At 67.0% G+C, this 22161-nt stretch carries 20 protein-coding genes and 1 tRNA gene; 7 read left to right on the top strand and 14 right to left on the bottom strand.

The window, feature by feature from the left end; translation table 11 throughout:
- Window positions 1-70: 70 nt before the first annotated feature.
- Both A5752_RS17175 and A5752_RS17170 read right to left on the bottom strand, forming a co-directional pair.
- Entirely contained in the window at window positions 71-982 is a 912-nt protein-coding gene (locus tag A5752_RS17175; protein WP_067087901.1) for a diacylglycerol kinase, read from the bottom strand.
- On the bottom strand, window positions 979-2559 hold the full coding sequence (locus tag A5752_RS17170; RefSeq protein ID WP_197500659.1) for an FAD-binding oxidoreductase: 1581 nt from the start codon (window positions 2557-2559) through the stop codon (window positions 979-981). Before A5752_RS17170 ends, A5752_RS17175 begins: the two co-directional genes overlap by 4 nt.
- Before the next feature lie 59 nt (window positions 2560-2618).
- Here A5752_RS17170 and A5752_RS17165 point away from each other — a divergent pair, with 59 nt between their 5' ends.
- Window positions 2619-3197, top strand: coding sequence for a TetR/AcrR family transcriptional regulator (locus tag A5752_RS17165; RefSeq protein WP_067087897.1), 579 nt, complete (start codon window positions 2619-2621; stop codon window positions 3195-3197).
- Window positions 3194-4729 carry a glycerol-3-phosphate dehydrogenase/oxidase gene (locus tag A5752_RS17160; protein ID WP_067087894.1) on the top strand — a complete coding sequence of 512 codons (1536 nt, stop codon included), beginning with the start codon at window positions 3194-3196 and terminating at the stop codon, window positions 4727-4729. Before A5752_RS17165 ends, A5752_RS17160 begins: the two co-directional genes overlap by 4 nt.
- A 9-nt stretch (window positions 4730-4738) precedes the next feature.
- On the opposite strand, the gene A5752_RS17155 is transcribed toward A5752_RS17160, so the two are convergent.
- The 7 genes from A5752_RS17155 to aceE form a co-directional block, all read right to left on the bottom strand.
- A complete protein-coding gene (locus A5752_RS17155; RefSeq protein ID WP_067087892.1) occupies window positions 4739-6163 on the bottom strand; it encodes an acyl-CoA carboxylase subunit beta in 1425 nt (474 codons plus the stop codon).
- Window positions 6164-6198: 35 nt separating this feature from the next.
- Complete coding sequence (gene kasB / locus A5752_RS17150) at window positions 6199-7452, bottom strand: 3-oxoacyl-ACP synthase KasB (RefSeq protein ID WP_067087890.1); 1254 nt, start codon at window positions 7450-7452, stop codon at window positions 6199-6201.
- A gap of 23 nt (window positions 7453-7475) precedes the next feature.
- The gene (kasA, locus tag A5752_RS17145) at window positions 7476-8726 is read right to left on the bottom strand and encodes a 3-oxoacyl-ACP synthase KasA (RefSeq protein ID WP_067087888.1); all 1251 of its coding nucleotides are present in this window, start codon (window positions 8724-8726) and stop codon (window positions 7476-7478) included.
- Entirely contained in the window at window positions 8723-9025 is a 303-nt protein-coding gene (gene acpM, locus A5752_RS17140) for a meromycolate extension acyl carrier protein AcpM (RefSeq protein ID WP_064420504.1), read from the bottom strand. Before acpM ends, kasA begins: the two co-directional genes overlap by 4 nt.
- 75 nt (window positions 9026-9100) lie before the next feature.
- Window positions 9101-10012, bottom strand: coding sequence for an ACP S-malonyltransferase (locus tag A5752_RS17135; RefSeq protein WP_082963932.1), 912 nt, complete (start codon window positions 10010-10012; stop codon window positions 9101-9103).
- 124 nt (window positions 10013-10136) lie between these two features.
- Window positions 10137-11426: a PucR family transcriptional regulator gene (locus A5752_RS17130; protein ID WP_067087884.1), complete on the bottom strand. Its 1290-nt coding sequence runs from the start codon at window positions 11424-11426 to the stop codon at window positions 10137-10139.
- Window positions 11427-11494: 68 nt separating this feature from the next.
- Window positions 11495-14284, bottom strand: coding sequence for a pyruvate dehydrogenase (acetyl-transferring), homodimeric type (aceE, locus tag A5752_RS17125; RefSeq protein WP_067087882.1), 2790 nt, complete (start codon window positions 14282-14284; stop codon window positions 11495-11497).
- 251 nt (window positions 14285-14535) lie between these two features.
- On the opposite strand from aceE, the gene A5752_RS17120 reads away from it, so the two are divergent.
- The 4 genes from A5752_RS17120 (at window position 14536) to A5752_RS17105 (ending at window position 16166) form a co-directional block, all read left to right on the top strand.
- Entirely contained in the window at window positions 14536-15036 is a 501-nt protein-coding gene (locus tag A5752_RS17120) for an Rv2240c family protein (RefSeq protein ID WP_067088081.1), read from the top strand.
- A gap of 124 nt (window positions 15037-15160) precedes the next feature.
- Complete coding sequence (locus A5752_RS17115) at window positions 15161-15589, top strand: DUF3052 domain-containing protein (protein ID WP_067087880.1); 429 nt, start codon at window positions 15161-15163, stop codon at window positions 15587-15589.
- Window positions 15586-16050, top strand: coding sequence for a peroxiredoxin (locus A5752_RS17110; protein ID WP_067087878.1), 465 nt, complete (start codon window positions 15586-15588; stop codon window positions 16048-16050). Before A5752_RS17115 ends, A5752_RS17110 begins: the two co-directional genes overlap by 4 nt.
- Window positions 16051-16094: 44 nt before the next feature.
- Window positions 16095-16166: transfer RNA gene (locus A5752_RS17105), tRNA-Val, on the top strand.
- A gap of 18 nt (window positions 16167-16184) precedes the next feature.
- On the opposite strand, the gene A5752_RS17100 is transcribed toward A5752_RS17105, so the two are convergent.
- From A5752_RS17100 to A5752_RS17080, 5 genes are read right to left on the bottom strand one after another with little or no spacing between them, the layout of a single operon-like run.
- Complete coding sequence (locus A5752_RS17100; RefSeq protein ID WP_067087876.1) at window positions 16185-17051, bottom strand: bile acid:sodium symporter family protein; 867 nt, start codon at window positions 17049-17051, stop codon at window positions 16185-16187.
- A gap of 23 nt (window positions 17052-17074) precedes the next feature.
- Window positions 17075-18079 (bottom strand): hypothetical protein, encoded by a 1005-nt coding sequence (locus tag A5752_RS17095; protein WP_067087874.1) that lies wholly within the window; start codon window positions 18077-18079, stop codon window positions 17075-17077.
- Complete coding sequence (locus tag A5752_RS17090; protein ID WP_156613943.1) at window positions 18076-19443, bottom strand: Dyp-type peroxidase; 1368 nt, start codon at window positions 19441-19443, stop codon at window positions 18076-18078. The genes A5752_RS17095 and A5752_RS17090 overlap by 4 nt, the downstream gene beginning before the upstream one ends.
- The gene (locus tag A5752_RS17085) at window positions 19416-19823 is read right to left on the bottom strand and encodes a YybH family protein (protein ID WP_067087870.1); all 408 of its coding nucleotides are present in this window, start codon (window positions 19821-19823) and stop codon (window positions 19416-19418) included. The genes A5752_RS17090 and A5752_RS17085 overlap by 28 nt, the downstream gene beginning before the upstream one ends.
- Before the next feature lie 5 nt (window positions 19824-19828).
- Window positions 19829-20389, bottom strand: coding sequence for a hypothetical protein (locus tag A5752_RS17080; RefSeq protein ID WP_067087868.1), 561 nt, complete (start codon window positions 20387-20389; stop codon window positions 19829-19831).
- A gap of 218 nt (window positions 20390-20607) precedes the next feature.
- Here A5752_RS17080 and putP point away from each other — a divergent pair, with 218 nt between their 5' ends.
- A complete protein-coding gene (gene putP, locus A5752_RS17075) occupies window positions 20608-22128 on the top strand; it encodes a sodium/proline symporter PutP (protein ID WP_067087866.1) in 1521 nt (506 codons plus the stop codon).
- Window positions 22129-22161 lie beyond the last annotated feature (33 nt).

The raw sequence follows: 22161 nt of genomic DNA, 5'->3' as shown, positions 1-22161 counted from the left end.
CAGTTTCGGCGAAATTTGGGCAGTTATGCGTCTGCTCGCGGTAGGAGGTGCTCGCGGTAGAAGGTCGGCGCTACAACTGAGGCGTGAGGATCCGCAGCGCGCCCGGGACGGCCGACACCTCGACCGGTAGCGGGCACATGTACTCGCCGTCGGCGTAGGCGTTGATGCCGGGCGAGTCGACGGTGATGGTCTTCGCGCGGGCGGTGCGGACCTCGTCGAGGTCGACGTGGGTGCCCTTGAACACGGTGGGAAACAACCGGATCAGCCGGGTGCGCGACGCCGACGCCACCATCGTCGCGTCGAGCAGACCGTCGGTCGGGTCGGCTCCCGGACAGATCCGCATACCGCCGCCGTAGCTGCGAGTGTTGCCGAATGCCGCCAGCGTCAGCTCGGTCGTCATCTCCGCGCCGTCGAACGAGAGCCGAAACGGCAAGAGCCGCAACTGCGACAGCTCGGCGACCATCGCGAGGTTGTACCGCATTCGGCCGTGCGGCCACCGCATCCGGTTGGTCCGGTCGGTCACCAGCGAGTCGAAGCCGGCGGCCATCACGGTGCCGAACCACTTCTGCGTGCCGTCCGCGCTCCGGATGTGGCCGAGGTCGATGGTCCGGGCGCCCTGAACCAGTCCGTCGACCACCACGTCGGCGGCGGCCTCGGGATCGCGTGTCGGGATCTTGAACTCGCGCGCGTGGTCGTTGCCCGTGCCGGCGGGGATGATGCCCAGCGGTATGTCGGACTGCGCAAGCACTTGCAGCGCAAGGGAGATGATGCCGTCACCGCCGACGACGACCAGCGCGTCCATCCCGCGTTCGAGCGCACCCTCGACGAGGGTGCGGGCATGCGCCGCGTCGGTGCCCGCGATCGCGACGACGTCCACGCCGCGCCGATGGAACTGGGCGACAGCGCGTTCGGCCGCATGGGGAGCGCTGCCGTGCCCCGAGGCGGGGTTGGTCAGCATCGTGATGCGGCCGCCGACCGTCATGGGATCAGCTTGCCGGGGTTGAGGATTCCCGCGGGGTCGAGCGTGTCTTTGACGGCGCGCAGGATCGCGACGCCGAGGTCGCCGATCTCGTCGCGCATCCACGGCCGGTGGTCGGCGCCGACGGCGTGGTGGTGGGTGATGGTGGCGCCGGTGCGGATGATGGCGTCGGACGCCGCGGCTTTCGCCTTGCGCCACTGTTCGATCGGATTGCCCCGCTGCCCGGCCACGACCGTGAAGTACAACGACGCGCCGGTGGGATACACATGCGAAATGTGGCACAGCACAAGCGACGGTGTGCCGGTTTCGGTCAGCGCGTTGGTCAGCGCCTCGGTGACGGCCGCCTTGAGCGCCGGAACGTTGGACCAGTTCGTGGCCGTCTCCAACGTCTCGCACAGCGCTCCCGCCGACAGCAGCGAGTCGCGCAGATACGGCGCGCCGAACCGGCCGTGCTCCCATGCGCGAGCGGGTTCCTCGCCGAGCGAGGTGCCGCCCGCGGCCTCCAAAACCGCCCGGGTTTCCGAGTGCCGACTGGCGACGTGCGCTTCGGTGCCCTCGAACACCGTGATCGCCAGGCACCCGCCGGTGATCTGCTGCTCGCCGATGCTCTCGGTGGTCGCGAGGTTCACCCCGGTCTCGGCCTCGTCGGACAGCCGGATCACGGTCGGGCCGGTGCCGGTCTGAACGACGGCGCGCAACGCGTCGGCGCCGGTGGCGAAGTCGGGGAACGACCACGCCTCGTAGCGGGTGGCCGTGGGGACCGGGTGCACCCGCACCCGCACGCGGGTGATGACGCCCAGTACGCCCTCCGAGCCGATCAGCAGCTGCCGCAGATCCGGTCCCGCCGCCGACTCGGGGGCGCGGCCGAGGTCCAGCAGGCCGACCGGCGTCACGACCCGCAGGCCGCGCACCATGTCGTTGAACCGGCCGTAGCCTGCGGAGTCCTGGCCCGACGACCGCGTCGCAGCGAAGCCGCCGATGGTGGCGAACTGGAAGCTCTGCGGGAAATGGCCGAGCGAGAAGCCGCGCGCGCCGAGCAGGCGTTCGGCGTCGGGCCCGGACAGTCCCGCGCCGAGTTCGGCTTCGCCGGAGACCTCGTCGAGAAAGTGCAGTTCGTCGAGGCGACGCAGGTCCAGCGAGATCACCGCGCGGAAGTCGCCGCGGAGCGGGTCGAGTCCGCCGACGACGCTGGTGCCGCCGCCGAACGGCACGACCGCGATGCGGTGCTCGCTGCACAAACGCAGGATCGCGTCGATCTCGTCCTCGCTGCCTGGCAGCACCACCGCATCCGGTGCGTCCTGTTCACCGGGGTCGCGGCGGCGCAGCAGGTCGAGGGTGGACTTTCCGCCGGCCCGCAGCAGCCGGCCCTGCTCGTCGGTGCGGCAGTGGTCCGGCCCGACGATGCCGGCCAGCGCGTCGCGGTCCGCGTCGGACAGCGCCGACGGCCGCAACCGCACCTGCTCGGCCTGGAGCTCTTCTCCGGCCGACGCCTCGACCCCGAGCGCCTGTTCGAGCAGCGTCCGGATGTCGTCGGACAGCGGTTTCGCCTCGGCCGGATCGCCCCAGGCGTTCCACTTCATCGGGGGCAGGAGGGCGGTCTGCTGAGCATCGGGACGCGTCATGCGTTACAGTATTACATATGTCGTCAATCCGTAACTCTGAGTCGTCCGTCGAGGACCGAGTCCTCGAGGCGGCGGCGGCGTGCGTGCTGGCCGTCGGCGTCAAACGGGTGACGCTGACCGAGATCGCTCGGCGGGCACGGATGAGCCGACCGACGATCTACCGCCGGTGGTCAGACACCAACGGTGTGCTCGCGGCGCTGATGACGTCCCGTATCGCCGGCGTGCTCGATGCGATCCCGGACGCCGGGGTCGACCGCGCGGCGTTGGTCGAGCGCGTGGTCGCGGTGGCCGAACACCTGCGCAACGACGAGGTCGTCATGTCGGTGCTGCATGACGCGCCCGAGTTCGCGATGGTCTACATCGCCGACCGGTTGGGCACGAGCCAGATGATCCTCGTCGACGCGCTCGCCCATGCGATCAAATCCGCTCAGGACGACGGCAGCGTGCGGGCCGGCGATCCGCAGCAGATGGGCGCCATGTGCCTGCTCATCACGCAGTCGACGATCCAGTCGGCGCAGATGGTCGAGAAGTTTCTGGACCGCGACGCGCTCAACGCCGAACTGGCGCGGGCCCTCAACGGATACCTGGCGCCGTGACCGGCTCGACGGCACTGAACGCAGCGCGCCGCGCCACCGAACTCGCGGCGCTGGCCGAAGGCGAGCAGGTCGACGTCATCGTCATCGGCGGCGGCATCACCGGCACGGGTATCGCGCTGGACGCCGCGACCCGCGGCCTGCGCGTCGTGCTCGTCGAGAAGCACGACCTGGCGTTCGGCACCAGCCGGTGGAGCTCCAAGCTCGTGCACGGCGGGCTGCGGTATCTGGCGACGGGCAACGTCGGCATCGCCCGGCGCAGCGCCGTCGAACGCGGAATCCTGATGACCCGCAACGCACCTCATCTGGCCAAGGCCATGCAGCAGCTGGTCCCGCTGCTCCCGTCGATGAACTCCGCGTCGCGGGCACTGGTGCGCTTCGGCTTCGCCGCCGGGGACGGGCTGCGCAAGCTCGCGGGCACGCCGGCGTCGGTGCTGCCCCGCTCGCGGCGTATCGACGCACGGCAGGCCATCGAGTTGGCGCCCACCGTGCGGCGCGACGGTCTCGACGGTGCGTTCCTGGCCTATGACGGGCAGTTGATCGACGACGCCCGCCTGGTCACCGCGGTGGCGCGGACGGCCGCCCAGCACGGCGCCCGGGTGCTGACGCGGGTGGCGGCGTCCCAGGCCACCGGGACCTCGGTGCGGCTGACCGATCAGCTGACGGGCGAGTCCTTCGATGTCAGCGCGCGCGCGGTGATCAACGCCTCCGGAGTGTGGGCGGGGGAGGTGGACCCGTCGATCAAGCTGCGGCCCAGCCGCGGAACGCATCTGGTGTTCGACGCGGCGGCATTCGGCAATCCGGTTGCGGCGCTGACCATTCCGATTCCCGGCGAGATCAATCGTTTCGTGTTCGCGATGCCCGAACAGCTGGGCCGGGTCTACCTCGGCCTGACCGACGAGGACGCACCCGGTGCGATCCCCGACGTGCCGGAACCCACGGACGACGAGGTCACGTTCCTTCTGGACACGGTGAACACCGCACTGGACGTCGCTCTGGGCCCGTCGGATGTCATCGGCGCCTACGCGGGTCTGCGCCCGCTGATCGACACCGGCGCGGGCCGCACGGCCGACGTATCCCGCGAACACGCGGTGGTCGAATCGCCCTCCGGGGTCATCAGCGTCATCGGCGGCAAGCTGACCGAGTACCGCTTCATGGCCGAGGACGTGCTCGACCGCGCGATCGAATTGCGTGGGCTGAGCGCGACGCACTGCCGCACCCGCAACCTGCCGCTGGTGGGTGCGCCGTCGAATCCCGTTGCCACGCTGCGGCATCCGACGGAGATGCCCGGGTCGCTGGTGGCCCGATTCGGCGCCGAGGCGCCGAACGTGATCGCCGCCGCCGGTTGTGAGCGGCCGACCGAACCGGTCGCCGACGGAATCGACGTCATCCGTGCGGAGTTCGAGCACGCCGTCAGCCACGAGGGCGCGTTGACCGTCGACGACATCGTGGACCGTCGCACCCGCATCGGGCTGGTGAAGGCCGACCGCGAGCGGGTGGTGGCGACGGCCGAGGAGATGCTCGCGGCCGTCTGACCTACCGGCTTACAGCGGGATGTTCTTGTGCCGGCCGCGGCGTGCCGGTGCCTCCGCCAGCGCCTGGGTCAGCTTGCTGCGGGTGTGCGCGGGGTCGATCTTCTCGTCGACGACGCCGATCTCGATCGCGGAATCGACTCCGCCAGCGATCTTCTCGTGATCGACGGCGAGCTCCTCGTGCAGCGCCTCGCGCTCGGCGGGATCCTCGACGGCGGCCAGCTTCTTCTTGTGCAGGATGCCGACCGCGGCCTTGGCGCCCATGACCGCCACCTCGGCGTCCGGCCACGCGTAGACCTTCGTCGCGCCCAGCGAGCGGGAGTTCATCGCGATGTAGGCGCCGCCGTAGATCTTGCGGGTCACCAGCGTGACGCGCGGAACCGAGCACTCACCGAACGCGTGCAGCAGCTTGGCCCCGCGGCGGACGACGCCGCCCCACTCCTGGTCCACGCCGGGCAGGTAGCCGGGGACGTCGACGACGTTGATGATCGGAATGCCGAACGCGTCGCACAGGCGCACGAATCGCGCTGCCTTCTCGGCGCTTTCGGAGTTCAGGCAGCCGCCGAGGCGCAGCGGGTTGTTCGCGATCACGCCGACCGAGCGGCCCGACAGCCGGCCCAGGCCGATGACGATCGACGGCGCCCACTTGGCCTGGAACTCCTCGAACGGCACACCCTCATCAAGCAGCGCCTCGACCAGCGGGTGCACGTCGTAGGCGCGCCGCGCCGACGCCGGAAGCAGCGCGTGCAGGTCGGTGTCGCCCGCCTCGGCCTTGGCCCGGTCGAAATGGCCCTGCTGGCAGAACAATCCGACCAGCCGGCGGCCGCGCTCGTAGGCGTCGAGCTCGTCGTCGGCGACGATGTGGCACACACCGGACTTCTTGTGGTGGGTGTCGGGGCCGCCGAGCGACGCCATGTCGACGTCCTCGCCGGTGACGCTGCGCACCACGTCGGGCCCGGTCACGAAGACCCGGCTCTCGGGCGCCATCACGATCACGTCGGTGAGGGCGGGCCCGTAGGCCGCACCGCCGGCGGCGAAGCCGACGACCACCGAGATCTGGGGGACGTAGCCCGACGCGCGGATCATCGCCTCGAAGACCAGGCCGACCGCGTGCAGTGCCTTGACGCCCTCGGCGAGCCGGGCACCACCCGAGTGCCAGATGCCCACGATCGGGCTCTGCTCCTCGATGGCCTGGTCGTATGCGTTGACGATATGGGCACACCCCTCGACGCCCATGGCGCCACCCATGACGGTGCCGTCGGTGCAGAACGCGATGGTGCGCACTCCGTTGACGGTTCCGGCGGCGGCGAGGACGCCCGAACGGTCACGCTCGTGCAGCAACTCGACACTGCCGTCGTCGAAGAACGTGCTCAAACGCAGCAGCGGATCTCGAGGGTCGAGCGATTCACCGATTGTCTCGGGCGCCATGGTCGTCATTCAATTCCTCCTGTAGCGCTGGATTCCGGGGAGTGTCAGTACTTCCCGAAAGCGAGCGCAACGTTGTGCCCACCGAATCCGAACGAATTGTTGATCGCGTACTGGTAGTTACCCGACCGCGGTTCACCGGCGACCACGTCCAGATCGATCTCCGGATCGAGGTTGCGCAGGTTCAGCGTCGGCGGAATGATGCCCTCGCGCAACGCCATAACGGTCAGGATGGACTCCACGGCACCGACCGCGCCGACCGAGTGGCCGAGCGCCGCCTTCGGTGCGTAGACCGCCGGCTTGTGGCCGCCCATCGCATTGTTGATCGCCTTACCCTCGGCCACGTCGCCCACGCTGGTGCCGGTGGCGTGCGCGTTGACGTGGTCGATGTCTGTGGGCTGCAGTCCGGCGAGCTGGATCGCACGCGTCATCGCGTGACCGGCCTGCTCGCCGTTCGGATCCGGCGCCACGATGTGGTAGCCGTCCGAGGTGATGCTGGCCCCCATGATCCGAGCCAGGATGGTGGCGCCGCGGGCCTTGGCGTGCTCTTCGGTCTCGATGACCATCAGCGCACCGCCCTCGCCGAACACAAACCCGTTACGGTCCTTGTCGAACGGCCGGCAAGCGCCGGCCGGGTCATCGTTGGTGGTGGACAACACGATTCGCATCTGAGCGAACCCGGCGATCGGGACCGCCTCGATCTTCGTCTCCACCCCACCGCAGATCGCGATGTCGGCCTCGCCGAGCACGATGTTGCGCCAGGCGTGCGCGATGCCCTCCGAACCCGATGCGCAAGCCGACACCGGAGTGACCACCCCGGCGCGGGCCTGGCGTTCCAATCCCACCGCGGCGGCGGCGGCATTGGGCATGTACATCTGAACGGCCAGCGGCGAAACCGCTTTCAGGCCCTTGGAGCGCATGTTGTCATAGCTGAACACCAGCTCCTCGGTGGAGCCCATGCCGGTGCCGATCGACACCATCAGCCGCTTGGGATCCACCTCGGGGGTCCCGGCGTTCTCCCAGACCCGCCGGCCCAGCACGGTCGACATCTTCTGCAGATACGACAGCCGACGCAGTTCCACCCGCGTCAACTCGTGGTCGAAATCCTCGAGGAGATGACCGCCGATGCGAACCGGCAGGTCATACTCCTCGACGAACGGGTCCTCGAGCTTGCGGATGCCGCTCTGGCCGTCCAGCAGCTTTTTGAAGGTGTCGTCCGCGCTGGTGGCCAGGGCGGTCGTCATGGCAATGCCCGTGACGACGACGTTGGGGAAACCGGCCCCCGTCGATAACCCTGCCATTACTGCTGAGGAGTTCCTTCCGCTCAGTAACGCCCGAAGGCCAGGGCGACATTGTGTCCGCCGAAGCCGAACGAGTTGTTGATGGCGTACTGGTAGTCGCCATAACGAGGCTCGCCTGCAACAACATCGAGATCGATCTCAGGATCGGGCGTCTCGTAGTTCAGTGTCGGCGGGATGACGCCGTCACGCAGCGAGAGCACGGTCAGGACCGACTCCAGCGCACCGACCGCTCCGATGGAGTGGCCGAGCGCCGACTTCGGCGCGTAGACCGCAGCGTGCTCGACCCCGGCCGACCGGATGGCGTTGGCCTCGGCGACGTCGCCGATCGACGTGGCCGTGGCGTGGGCGTTGACGTGCTGGATGTCCTTGGGCTCGAGGCCCGCGGTCTCCATGGCACGCTTCATCGCCTGGCCGGCCCGAAGACCGTCGGACGCGGGAGCAACCATGTGGAAGGCGTCGGACGTGATGCCCGCACCCATCAGCCGGGCCAACGGCTTGGCGCCGCGGGCCTTGGCATGCTCCTCGGTCTCGATGATCATGAGCGCGCCGGCCTCGCCGAAGACGAAACCGTCACGGTTCTTGTCGAACGGCCGCGAGGCGCCCTCGGGGTCCTCGTTCTTGGTCGACATCGCGCGCATCATCGAGAACGCCGCGATCGGCAGCGCTTCGATTCCGCCCTCGACGCCACCGACGACCGCGATGTCGGCGTCACCCATGACGATCTGGCGCCAGCCGTGGGCGATGGCCTCCGAACCCGACGAACACGCCGAGACCGGGGTGATGACCCCGGCCCTGGCGCCCAGCTGCAGACCGATCACCGCGGCCGCACCGTTCGGCATGATCATCTGCACGGCGAGCGGCGACACCTTGCGGGGGCCGCCCTCGTTCATCGCGTCGTAGGTCTCGACGATCTTCTCGCCGCCACCCAGACCGGTGCCGACGACCACGGCGAAGCGATCCGGATCGACCTCGGGCGCGCCCGCGGTCTCCCAGAGCTGGCCACTGAGGTACTTGGCCATGCGCTGGACATACGACATCCGTCGCATGTCCAGTCGCGTCATGTGGTCATCGATCGCGTCGACGAGGTGACCACCGATGCGGACCGGAAGGTCCCACTTGGTGACGAACTCATCCTCGAGGACGCGGATGCCGCTTTCGCCGGCCAGCAGGCCCTTCCACGTGCTCTCGATGTCCGCCGCGACCGACGTGGTCGCCGTGACGGCGGTCACGACGACGTTCGGGAAACCGCCGTTAGCAGTGGAAGGTCTACTCATGCCCGATCGGCTTCGATCTGCGCGCGGATGGCCGCGGCCGCTTCGGGGTTCTCTTCCTCGAGCTTCTGGATGTAGGTGACGACGTCACCGACGGTGCGCAGACCGGCGAGGTCCTCGTCGGGGATCTTCACGCCGTACTTGTCCTCGGTCTGAACGGCGATCTCGACCATCGACAGCGAGTCGATGTCCAGGTCGTCGACGAAGCTCTTCTCCGGGGTGACCTCGGACGGCTCGATACCGGTGACCTCTTCGATGATCTCGGCGAGACCGGCGATGATTTCATCCTGACTGGCGGGCACGGTGGCTCCTTCTATTAGTGGTGTTACTTGATGGGAAATGACGATCTTTATGTGGTTGTGTCTGGCTCAGGTCCGCTATGAGAGCTCGGCGAGCCCGTCCAGGTCAGCGGGGGACTTGACGGCATGCGTCGGAACCCCCCGAAGTTCTCTTTTCGCGATCCCGGCGAGCGTCCCGGCGGGCGGGAACTCGACGATCGCGGTCACATTGAGCTTGCGCATGGTCTCGGTGCACAGATCCCAGCGCACCGGGCGCGTCATCTGCGCCACCAGCTTGCTCATGGCGTCGGAGGCCGAATCCACCTGCTGGCCGTCCGCGTTCGACAGTAGCGTCGTGTTCGGGTCGGCGCTCGTTACACCGTCGGCCGCGGCGGCGTAACCGTCGAGGGCCGAGGCCATGTAGTGCGTGTGGAAGGCACCCGCGGTGGCCAGCTTGCGCACCCGCGCCTTCTCCGGCGGATCCTCGACCAGCTTGTCCAGGGCCGCGACCGCACCGGCGGCGACGATCTGGCCTGCCGCGTTGCGGTTGGCCGGGATCAGGTCGAGCGCCTCGAGGCGGGCCAGCACGTCGGCTTCCTCCCCGCCGAGCACGGCGGCCATACCGGTCGGCTCGACCGCGCAGGCCTTGGCCATCTCGGCGCCGCGGGTGGCGGCGAGCTTGACCGCGTCGTCGGCGGAGATGACGCCGGCGATCGCGTACGCCGCGATCTCACCGACGGAGTGACCCGCGACCACGGTCTGCTTATCGGCGATCAGCGCGCGCCGGGTCAGTTCCTCATGAGCGAGCAGCGTGGCCGCGACGACCAGTGGCTGGGTCACCGCGGTGTCGGTGATCTCCTCGGCCGAGGCGGTGGTGCCCAACTGCGCCAGGTCCAGCCCGCTGATCTCGGACCAGCCGGCGAGGCGCTCGGCGGCGCCGGGCAGCTCCAGCCATGCGGCGAGCATGCCAGGTGTCTGAGAGCCCTGTCCGGGCGCGAGAAGTGCAAGCACTCTTTAAGAGAACACTGTGAAGACGGTTTTGCGCGGTGTAAGAGATTATGAACCTCGTCTTATGTTTTTGTGGAGACCCCACAAAATCGCCTGTGATGCGACTTTACTGAAATCTGCCCGCGATCTAAGCCCCTTCGTGAGCAGGGGCGAGCTGTGCTGGTCGCAGCCCCGGACGGGCCGCATTGATCATGTTCGCTGTGTTCGTCTGGTATGGCTGGCGTCCCAGACGCCCGACGGTGACGGCCACCCGCAGCACGTAGGCATCACGTGGAAGGGCCGGATCGCGCCCGGTGAAGTCAGCGATTCGCCGGAGGCGATACCGGACGGTATTTGGATGAACGAACAATTTGCGTGCGCAGGCCTCGATTGCGCCGCCGGAGTCGAGATAGGCGTCGAGCGTCTCCGTCAGCGCCGGGCCCGCGTCGGCCAACGGCCGCATCACCTCGGTCTCCAGCGCCGCGATTGCCGACACATCGCCCAGCAGCGCGCGTTCGGGGAGCAACTCGCGCGCCGACACCGGCCTCGGCGCGTTCGACCACCCCGCGACGGCGTTCATGCCCGCGATGGCTTCGGTCGCGCTGCGGTGGGCGCTTGCCAGCGTGGTGGCGGTGGGCCCGATCACGACGGGTCCGTCGGCGAACACCGACATCATGTCGGTGAGGAACCGGTCGGTCGGGGAGAGCGCACCGGAGACGATCGCGACCAGCCAGGTCCCGTGCACGTCCGACAGCGCGGCCCGGCCGTTGCGGCGGACGACGTCGTGGACGTCGTCGGCGGCCAGGTCGATCCGGTCGGGCTGGGGGAGCCCGACGATGACGGTCGCGGGTGCGGTGGCGTCCCAGTTCAGCGCGGCGGCCTGCGACTGCAGCTCCGGGCCGATATCGCCGCGTACCACCGCGTCGACGACGTTGGCCTCCATTCGGGTGTCCCACGCACCGCGCGCCTCGGCCTGGTCGGCGTAGGCGGTGGCCGCGGCGAACGCCAGGTCACGGCTGTAACGCAGGATGCCGGCGGTCAGCGCGGTCAGCTGCTTCTCGTCGCGGGCCAGCAGCGGCACCACTTCCTCGAAGTACTCCATCGTGGTGCGCACCATCTCCACCGACTGGCGCAGCGCGATGCGCCGCCGCAGGTCCTGCGGCACCACCTCGAACGCCTGCGCGGTGTAGCCGACGTTGCTCTCGGGGTCGCGCATCCACTCCACGAAGTTGTTGACTGCGGTCTGTACGACCAGCTGCACGCTGGAGCGCTGGGAGGCCTCCAGATCGGCGAAGAACGGCAGCCGCTGCTCCAGGACGCGCACCGCTTCGGTGGCCAGCCGGCCCGAATACTGCTGCAACCGGCGCAGCACGGAGTCCGGCACGGTCTCGAGAACCTCGACCGTCGACTTCGGCGGCACGAACCGGTTGTCAGGCACCTATAAAGGTTACGCCATCGCTATGGAGGAAACCTCCAAGACGCCTGCGCGTCCCTTCCGCCGGAGTACTAGGCCACGCCCGGATCCGAGGTCTGCTCCGGCGCCGCCAGCACGTCGTCGATCTCGTACTTCGCCGCGGCCTGCACCGCGACGGACTGATCGATGTTGCCGTCGCGGGCCAGCCCCTCGAGCACCGCCACCGCGATCGACTCGCCGTCGGTGTTGTAGTACCGGCGCGCAGCGGGGCGGGTGTCGGAGAAGCCGAACCCATCGGTGCCCAACGTGATGTAAGTGCCGGGCACCCACGCGCGGATCTGCTCGGGCACCGCGCGCATCCAGTCCGACACCGCGATGACCGGGCCTTCGGCGTCGGCGAGCGCCTTGGTGACGTACGGGGTGCCCGTTGGCTGATCCGGATGGCGCAGCCGCTGCTTCTCGATCTCGACGCCGTCGCGGTTGAGTTCGCCCCAACTCGTCACCGACCACACGTCCGCGGCGACATCCCAGTCCTCGGCCAGCAGCTCGGCGGCCTTCAGGGCCGACGGCATCGCCACCCCCGACACCAGGATCTGCGCGGCGTTGGACCGCTTCTCGGGTGCGGGCCGGTAGCGGTAGATCCCGCGCAGCAGGCCCTCGACGTCGAGGCCCTCGGGCTCCGGCGGCTGAACGTAGGGCTCGTTGTAGATCGTCATGTAGAAGTAGACGTTCTCGGGGTTCTCGCCGTACATGCGGCTCAGGCCGCTCTCGATGATGTGGGCGATCTCGTAGGCGAACGCCGGGTCGTATGCGACGACGGCGGGGTTGCTCGCCGCGAGCAGCAGCGAGTGCCCGTCGGCGTGCTGCAGGCCCTCACCCACCAGCGTGGTGCGCCCCGCCGTGGCGCCGAGCAGGAAGCCGCGCGCCATCTGGTCGGCGGCCGCCCACAGGTTGTCGCCGGTGCGCTGGAACCCGAACATCGAATAGAAGATGTAGACGGGGATCATCGGCTCGTTGTGGGTCGAGTAGGACGTGCCCGCCGCAATGAAGCTGCCCGACGAGCCGGCCTCGTTGATCCCCTCGTGCAGGATCTGGCCGACCTCGGATTCCTTGTACGCCAACATCAATTCGGCGTCGACCGACGTGTAGAGCTGACCGTTGCGGTTGTAGATCTTGAGGTTCGGGAACCACGAGTCCATGCCGAACGTGCGCGCCTCGTCCGGGATGATCGGCACGATGCGCCAGCCGATCTCCTTGTCGCGCAACAGCTCTTTGAACGTCCGGACGGTGGCCATCGTGGTGGCCACCTCCTGCTTGCCCGAACCTTTCTTCAAGGCCTTGTAGGTGTCGCGGCCGGGCAGCGTGAGCGTCTTGGTCTTGGTGCGACGTTCGGGCAGGAACCCGCCGAGCGCGCGCCTGCGGTCGAGCATGTAGCGGATCTCGGGCGCCTCCGGGCCGGGGTGGTAGTACGGCGGGAGGTAGGGGTTCTCTTCGAGTTGCGCGTCGCTGATCGGGATGCGCTGCGCATCGCGGAAGTACTTGAGGTCTTCCAGCGCAAGCTTTTTCATCTGATGGGTGGCGTTGCGGCCCTGGAAGTGCGCGCCCAGCGAGTAGCCCTTGATGGTCTTGGCGAGGATGACCGTCGGCTGCCCCTTGTGCTCGGTGGCGGCACGGTAAGCGGCGTAGACCTTGCGGTAGTCGTGGCCGCCGCGCTTGAGGTTCCAGATCTCGGAGTCGGACATCTTCTCGACCAGCGCCTTGGTGCGCGGATCGCGGCCGAAGAAGTGGTCGCGCACGTAGGCGCCGTCGTTGGCCTTGTACGTCTGATAGTCACCGTCGGGAGTGCTGTTCATCAGGTTGACCAGCGCGCCGTCACGGTCGGCGTGCAACAGCGCGTCCCACTCGCGGCCCCACACCACCTTGATGACGTTCCAGCCCGCGCCGCGGAAGAACGATTCGAGTTCCTGGATGATCTTGCCGTTGCCGCGCACCGGGCCGTCGAGGCGCTGCAGGTTGCAGTTGACCACGAAGGTCAGGTTGTCCAGCCCTTCCAGCGCGGCGACGTGGGCCAGGCCGCGGCTTTCCGGCTCGTCCATCTCCCCGTCGCCGAGGAACGCCCACACGTGCTGATCGGAAGTGTCCTTGATGCCCCGGTCGTGCAGGTAGTGGTTGAACCGGGCCTGGTAGATGGCGTTCATCGGGCCCAACCCCATGGAGACCGTGGGGAACTCCCAGAAGTCGGGCATCAGCCGCGGGTGCGGATACGACGGCAGACCGCCGCCGGGATGGCTGTGTTCCTGGCGGAAACCGTCGAGCTGGTCGGCGCTCAGGCGGCCCTCCAGATACGCGCGGGCGTAGATGCCCGGCGACGCGTGACCCTGGATGAAGACCTGGTCCCCTCCGCCGGGGTGCGACTTGCCCCGGAAGAAGTGGTTGAAGCCGACCTCGTACAGGGCCGCCGACGACGCGTACGTCGAAATATGGCCGCCCACACCGACTCCCGGCCGTTGCGCGCGGTGCACCATGATCGCGGCGTTCCACCGGATCCACGTGCGGTAGCGGCGTTCGACGTCCTCGTCGCCGGGGAACCAGGGTTCCAGCTCGGTGGGGATCGTGTTCACGTAGTCCGTCGACGTCAGCGACGGGATGGCCACGCGCTGTTCGCCTGCGCGCTCGAGCATTCGCAGCAGCAGATAGCGTGCCCGGGCGGGGCCGGCTTGTTCGAGCAGCTGGTCGAACGATTCCAGCCATTCGCCGGTCTCTTCGGGGTCGATGTCGGGCAGGTACGACGCGACGCCCTCGCGGATCACCCTTACCCGGTCGTGTTCAGCTGCGGTGGTGGAGTTTTGGGCCAGGTCCTGGCGCGCGAACTCGGTGGTCAACTTCCGCTCCTTGGTAGGCGGTTTGAGGTGCTCACGCTCCTCGCGCAGATGTTTTCTGCCCTTGAACCGTGAGTGACGGATCCCATCCTTCTCCCATCCTGCCCCACACGCACCAGCGGGGCTGCCGACTGGAATGAACCGGCGATCGAGAGAGCGACCCGGTAACGTCTGCAGCCGTGGTGATCGGTGCGCTGGTGCAGAAACCGCTGCGGATCGGCGCACTCGTGGTCGGCCTGTCGGCCGCCGCAGTCATGGTCGTCGTCGGCTGCAGCAGCGTCACCGAGGGCTCCGCACAGGTCGACAAGGCCGAGGCGCCGGTGTACCGGGCGTCGGTGACGGCGTCGCTGGAGGAGTCGGCCGCCAGTTCCAGCGCCAGGGAGTCCGAGCGCCAGTCGTCGATCACCAAGGAGGCGATCCACTCGTCGTGCGAGACGCTGAGCTCGACCAGCGTCGACGCGATCACCGCGGTCAACGCCTACGTCGACGCGTTCAACCGCAGCGCGGGAGATGTGCCCGCCAAGGCCGGACCGGCGATCGACGCGCTGAACCACAGCGCCGACATGGTCGCGCGCAGCATCGCCGATCCGGTGGGCCCCGAACTCAAGGACGCGCTCAACGGCTGGGTCGACGCCGCGAGGGGAGTGGCCACCGCGATCGAGGGCAACTACGGCCCCGACGAGTTCAACGCCGCGATCACACGGCTCAACGACACCAAGACCACTGCGCTCAACCTTTGCGACGCGGCGTACTGACCAACGTTGATAATTGACCAACCTTGCCGCCAGTCACGTGCGGGCCTAGTGCTTCGTGCGACGATAGGGCGCAAGATAACGCCGAGCGCATTGTGCGCCCGAGCCGGCTGAAGGAGGACCGACCGTGGTCGCGGCGGATGACGCCCCGAACTACGCCCACAGACTGGGCATCCAAAAAGATCAGGTTGTACAGGAACTGGGCTGGGACGAGGACGTCGACGACGACATCCGAGCCGACATCGAGGAAGCGTGCGGTGGTGAGCTGCTCGACGAAGATGCCGACGAGGTCATCGACGTCGTGCTGCTCTGGTGGCGCGACGACGACGGAGACCTCGTGGATGCGCTGATGGACGCCATCACCCCGCTGGCCGACGACGGCGTCATCTGGGTGGTGACCCCGAAGACCGGCAAGCCCGGCCACGTCCAACCGGCCGAGATCGCCGAGTCGGCGCCCACCGCCGGCCTGATGCAGACGTCCTCGGCCAACCTCGGCGACTGGATCGGCACGCGGCTGGTGCAGCCGAAGTCGAAGGCCGCGGGGAGGAGAGGGTGATCGCGGTTGGCGCGGAAGCGCCCGACTTCACGCTCAAGGACCAGAACGGTCAGCCCGTCACGCTGAGCAGCTTCCGCGGCTCGAAGAACGTGCTGCTGGTGTTCTTTCCGCTGGCGTTCACCGGCATCTGCCAGGGTGAGCTCGACGAGATCCGCGACCGGCTGCCCGAGTACGAGAACGACGACACCGCGACACTAGCGATCTCGGTGGGGCCGCCGCCCACCCACAAGGTGTGGGCGACCGAGAGCGGGTTCACGTTCCCGGTGCTGTCCGACTTCTGGCCGCACGGCGCGGTGGCGTCGGCGTACGGCGTGTTCAACGAGGACGCCGGGATCGCCAATCGCGGGACGTTCGTCGTCGACCGCGAGGGAATCGTCCGCTTCGCCGAGATGAAGCAGCCGGGGGAGGCCCGGGATCAGGCGCTGTGGACGGACGCGCTGGCGGCGCTGCGCTCCGGCTAACGGATTTCCTGTCGCAGGTCATGCCCGTGTAGCTTGCCCTGCAAGGGCGCGTAGCTCAGTGGTAGAGCTCTGGTTTTACACACCAGCGGTCGGCGGTTCGATACCGTCCGCGCCCACCCTTCTTTCGCTCACGGTCACGTGGTCACCTCCGGCGACTGACGTCGTCCTGCCAAGAAGCGCGACGACGGCAGGAGGGCCAGAAGACTGGCTATCGCGACGACGACCACCATGACCACCACGCCGGGGTCGCTGAAGCTCTGGCCGCCAACCACAAGCGCGGCGGCGATATTGCGCTGCGCTGTTCCCAGCCCGAGCACGACGCGGTTGTCAGCGCCTGGTCCGCCGGCTGCCCATCCCACGGCGTATCCGAGTGCGATGAAGAGTAGGCCTGCCAGGATGGCGCGGGTGCCGAATACCGAAAGCACCTTGCTGAAATTGACCACGATCAACAGGACCACGACGAGCACAAGTCCGAGGCTGGACAACCCGTCGAACAGCGGTTTCGTGCGCGCGGCGATAGCGGGCCACTTCGCGTTGATGCCAAGCGCGATCGCCAAGGGTAGAAGCATCAACACGACGAGCGATCGCGCGATTCTTGCCGGATCGACCGAGACGCCAGGCAGCAGCAAAGGCAACACGAGCGGCAGATAGCCCACCGTAACGATCATCAGCAACACCATCAGGGCTACCGCGAACGCCAAGTTTCCATGGGCGATCTCGGCGAGCTTGGGGAGAAACGGAGCGCCGGCGGCCACACCCAGCAATAGCAACCCGATGCTGAAGGGCTCGTCGAGTCGCAGTATCCGGGTGATCCCGATCGCGCCGGCGGGCACCGCGACGAAGTTGACCAGCACCGACATCATTACCAAGCGAGGATTCTTCAGCGGAGCCGCTAGTTGCGCGATCTTGAGCCCAAGCCCCATTGAGATCATGCTCGACACGACGAAGACAACCGTCGCAATTGGAACGGCCATCTCGAGGACTTCGAACAGGCCGGTCATCCGGCCACTAACTGCATGGTCGTTTACCTCATGGCGGCGAGATTGTGCCAGAGGTTGCGCAGGCTTTCGGTGCCGCCGAAGAGGGTGGTGAAGTGTGTCGAGTCGATCAGCACGATGTCGCCGGCTCGCTCACCCGCAGGTGGCATCCAAATCAGGGCATTGAACTCGGTGTTGCCGTCGGAGGTGAACGGGTGCGGTCTGTGGGGGTCCACGCGTTGTCTCCCCAACACTCTCAGGCCGTCGCTCTCGGGTGCGGTGAGGTCGTAGTGCGGTAGGTGGGGGTGGAAGTTGAAGGTCGTGACGTTGTCGAGCAGTCGGGCGGTGTCAAGATCGCGAAATCCGTTCAGCGGGGCAATCTCCCGGGTGCCCTCGACAACCGCCGGGCGTAAACCCCATGTGTTGTGGACCGGTACGTCGAGCGCCTTCATCAGCGAGCGGGTGTATTGGCCGAACCGCTGTTGGCGGGGTACCAGCGGGTCGCCGTGGTGGGCGAATTCCACGGCGCGCTGGTCGAAGTCGTCGGTGAAGCCGACGTCGTGGTGCGGCGCCAGCAGCAGGCAGGTGCCCTCCCGCTGCAACCACTGCCTGATCGCGGCTATCTCGTCAGCGGTCGCCTCCTGTTCCGACAAGATGTGGTCGAGACCGAAGACCATCAGTGTGTCGGTGTCGGCGAGGATGCGTTCGTCGATCGGCAGCTGATAGCCGGCTTGATCGATGCGCTGGAACACGGCCACAGGATGGCCGGTCGCCTCACCGGCGAGATCTTGGAAGGCCAGCGTCGACCGGTGGAACAATTCCAGAGTTCCGGCGATGCCCTGCAGGAAGTGGGCTTCGTCGTACTCGACCGTCTCGTAGTTGGGCCACAACGCGTTTCGCACTTCTGTCATGGTGGAAAAGCGGTTGTACATCTCGCCGGGACTGCGCTGCGCTTCCCACGGGTAGCTCCAAGTCCAGTAGATGCTGATCCGTCGGCGGCCGTCATGCGCGCGCGCGACGTGCCCTTGGTTGTAAGTGCGAGCGGTGGTCATGATGTTGCTCCCAGTGTTGCCAGGTACCTCAAGCCGCCCATACCGGGCAGAAAGAAGTAGGCCCCACCTCGCAGCGTGGTGAACGCCGGGATTCCCTTGTGCACCTTGCGGATGGGGCGCTTCGGCACCGTGAAGTCCAATGTGCCGTCCTGCGTTCCGGCGATAGGGTCGTGCTCGTTGTCGAGTTCGTGGAAGGTTTTGTCGTTCATCCAGACGTTCTGGGCGAACTCGAACTGCCGCACCAGGTCGGCGCAGATGATGAACGCGGCGATACCACGTTCGACACCGTCGTCGGGCGCGCCCTCGGCTAACGCGGGACCATAGGTCGCGCCACGGCGGATCATCCGCCGGCGGTTCAGATAGTGGGCGGTGTCCCGGGGATTGAGTCGTCTGGCGTGCGATCCGAGCGGGCACGCGTACCCGAACGGATCCATCTCTTTGTAGTTGAAGTCGTTGTTGCGCATCGGATCGGCGCCGAGTTCGGGATCATCCTTCGCAGGTGCCAGGACAAGGGGCGCGCCGCTTCGCCAGCGGCCCATGAACTTCGCTGCAAGAAGTTCTTCTTCGTCGGCGTCTTTTGAGTTCGCGCGCAGATAGTCACGGAACGTGCCGACGTGTTCCTCGAGTCTGCGGTAGGCCATATAGCTGCCGTTGCGCGACAAGGCCTCGGGCTGGGGGAGATCGGCGACGGGGCCGTTCTCGTCGGGATAACCGAGAATGAATTCGCCTGGCGCCAACGGCGCACCGGACCCCGGCGTCGGTTCCTCGCCGGAGCCCTTCATAACCGGCTGCGACAACCGGTCGCGGAAGCCGAAGTGATCGTGGGCGTAGTTGAACGGCGGAGTCGCGTTGAGGTCCAAGTGCGAGAGGCTGCGTACGCCGTCCAAGCTCGCCAAGAGTGCATCGTGGTTGGCGATGGACACTCGGTACTGCTCGTCGGTCCGCGAGAACAGGATCGCAATGGCATGCAGATCGTCGCCCGCGAGCCCGCCGAGCCAGTGCTGCGGTGCGGCCGCGCCCGTGTCACCCAGGATGCCGGCACGAGCCGCCATGCCCTCACGGAACGCATCAGGAAACGTGGCCAGTGAGTCCTCGGGAACTCCCAGTGCGCGCAAGCCCTGCCAGGTGAAGGCCAGGGTGACCCAGCGGTTCGACGTGTCCATCGTGGTACGGACATCGGCGGCGGATTGGACCTTGTCAAGCAGCGCGGTGACGTAGGCGCGCCCGCTTGCGGGCGTGTCGAATGTGAGGAATTCGTACCGTCCGGTGATAGCCGGAGTGCGGGTCAGCAGGATGTGCTGAATGTCGTCGAGTTCGAGTTCACTGGTTGTCGATGTCACTGCTGCTGCGGGCCTTTCGTCCATGACCAGGCGGTGATGCGCCAGTCGTTTCCCACGCGGCGAAGGGCGGCTGTGAAAAATGCGCCCGTCTGCGTCACCGTGGTGCCCTTGAGGCTGAAGGTCATCGTCGCCGGCATCGCGAGGTAGGCGCGATCACCGGTTACTGCGTGATGCCGCGGTTCGCCGAGGGTGACGGCGTAGCCGGACGCGCCCTGATGTTCGCCTTCGATCAGCACGTCGCGGTACCAAGTTTGGGCGGCTGACGGACCCAACCAGACGTGCGGCGCCATGCCGTCCAAAATCACACCCTCGGAGTCGAACACCGATTCCATGCCAGCGATGTCGCCGCGGTTGAACGCTTCGACATAGCGGCTGACCGCGACCAGAGGGTCGGACGTGCCCACGGCAGCTACTGCATCTGATCGAGCATGGTGGAGAACGCGGCTTTGAGCCGTAGCGCCTTCTTGATTTCCTCGGCGGTCACATACGGGTACTCGCCATACTCCAGGAAGCTCGGAACCTGGTGCTCACGAACGAATTTCACGAACGACTCCGGATTTTCCTTCCAGTCCTCGGGAAACCCTTCAAGGTTTGTGAACACGGTCGTGATACCCGTGGCGCTGAAAAGCTGGACGGCATCCTCGGTGTACTTATCGAAGTCGGTGTCGAAGATGCCTTGGTATTGGAAATGCAGTCCCGAGCCGACGTCGAAAAGTTGCCAACGCAGGTAATGCAAACGAAGTGGAGCCAGCGCATCGGGACTGGCCGCGATCGTCTCCTCGATGGTCTTGCCGTAGGCACGGACGGCTTCCTCGCGGCCTTCTTTGACCTTCGCGATGATCGAGAAGCCATAGCATGCCGGTGTTCGGGGGAACACCGGACCGTAGCGCCCTTGTTTGAGCTCGAAGTAACCCTCTTCAGGGATGGCCATCGCGGCTGGTGTGGACCAATCTGGGTTGCCTGCGGACATGTCCGGCCCCTGTCGTGAACCCGGATGAACCCGGATGTCTGAACGCTAGCACTGGACTGACACCGGGGCGGGGCAATTAACTTTCGCGGGCGTAATCCGGAGGCGCGCGCCGACACGGTTGGCACGCAGGTGCGACGACTGCCGATACCGTCCGCGCCCACCTGATTTCTCATACGATCGGATGGCCCGCAGGTCCCTTCGACGGAACGAGACGACCCATATCCGACACCACGTTCCAGATGATGGCGATCGGTCTGTACTTCGCCGTGATGCTCGCGATCGGCTTCTACGCCTACCGGCAGACCAGCGATCTCGACGATTACATGCTCGGTGGACGCAGGCTCCCTCCGACCGTCGCCGCCCTGTCGGCCGGCGCCTCCGACATGTCCGGATGGCTGCTTCTCGGGGTCCCCGGCGCGATCTATGCGTCCGGCCTGCTCGAGTCGTGGATCGTGATCGGCCTGGTGATCGGCGCCTGGCTCAACTGGAAATTCGTCGCGCCGCGGCTGCGGACCTACACCGAGATCGCCAACAACTCGATCACGGTGCCGAGCTTCTTCGAGAACCGGTTGCGCGACAAGTCCCATGTCCTGCGGATCTCGGCGGGCACCATCATCCTGGTCTTCTTCACGTTCTACGTGTCGTCCGGCATGGTCGCCGGCGGTGTGTTCTTCGAGTCGTCGTTCGGTTCGTCGTATCTGACGGGCATGCTGCTGGTCGCCGGAGTCACCCTGTGCTACACGCTGTTCGGCGGTTTCCTCGGTGCCTCGCTCACCGATGTCGCGCAGGGGCTGCTGATGTTGGCCGCGCTGGTCACGATCCCCGTCGCCGCGATCATCGTCACCGGCGGGCCGGGCGAGGTGGTCGATCTGGTCCGTGCCGCGGACGCCGCGCACAACGCCGCGGATCCCGGTGACGAAATGCACCGCACATCACTGTTCTTCGGGGGGAGCTTCCTCGCCATCGTCTCGGCGGCGGCATGGGGACTCGGCTACTTCGGCCAGCCGCACATCATCGTCCGGTTCATGGCGATGCGCTCGTCGGCCGATGCCAAGGCCGGTCGTCGCATCGGTATCAGCTGGATGGTCCTCACCTCGGTGGGTGCGATCACCACCGGCTTCGTGGGACTGGCGTACTTCTTCAAAGAAGGTGTGACGCTGGACAATCCCGAGACCGTGTTCCTGCGCCTGGCGCAGGCGATGTTCCATCCGCTCGTCGCCGGGATCGTGCTCGCAGCGGTGCTGGCGGCCATCATGTCGACGATCTCCTCGCAGCTCATCGTGTGCTCGTCGGCACTCGTCGAAGACATCTACCGGGCGTTCGGCAAGGAGGCCAGTCCGACGAGGCTGGTCACCTACGGTCGGCTCGGGGTCCTGACGGTCGCGGTGGTCGCGGTCCTGTTGGCGCTCAACCCCGATGACACGATCCTCGATCTCGTCGGCTTCGCGTGGGCCGGCTTCGGCGCCGCGTTCGGACCGCTGATCATCCTGTCGCTGTTCTGGCGCAAGCTCACCTCGGCCGGTGCGATCGCCGGCATGATCGCCGGCGCCATGGTGGTCGGCGTCTGGGGTCAGACCGAGGCTTTGTCGAGTGCGATGTACGAGATCGTTCCCGGCTTCGTCGCGTGTCTTGTCGTCGCCGTCGCGGTATCGCTGATGACCGCCCGCGAGAACGACGAGATCCAGCGCGAATTCTCCGAGATGGCGGAGAAAGCACACGAATCCGCGACGTCGGCCTGACGTTCGGCGCGCCCGCCCGCGTTTGGTCGTTCG

It is taken from the genome of Mycobacterium sp. 852002-51961_SCH5331710, from assembly GCF_001665535.1.
Classification (GTDB): Bacteria; Actinomycetota; Actinomycetes; order Mycobacteriales; family Mycobacteriaceae; genus Mycobacterium.
The sequence above is the reverse complement of the archived record's forward strand: the minus strand, read 5'-3'. Positions and strand labels throughout refer to the sequence as shown.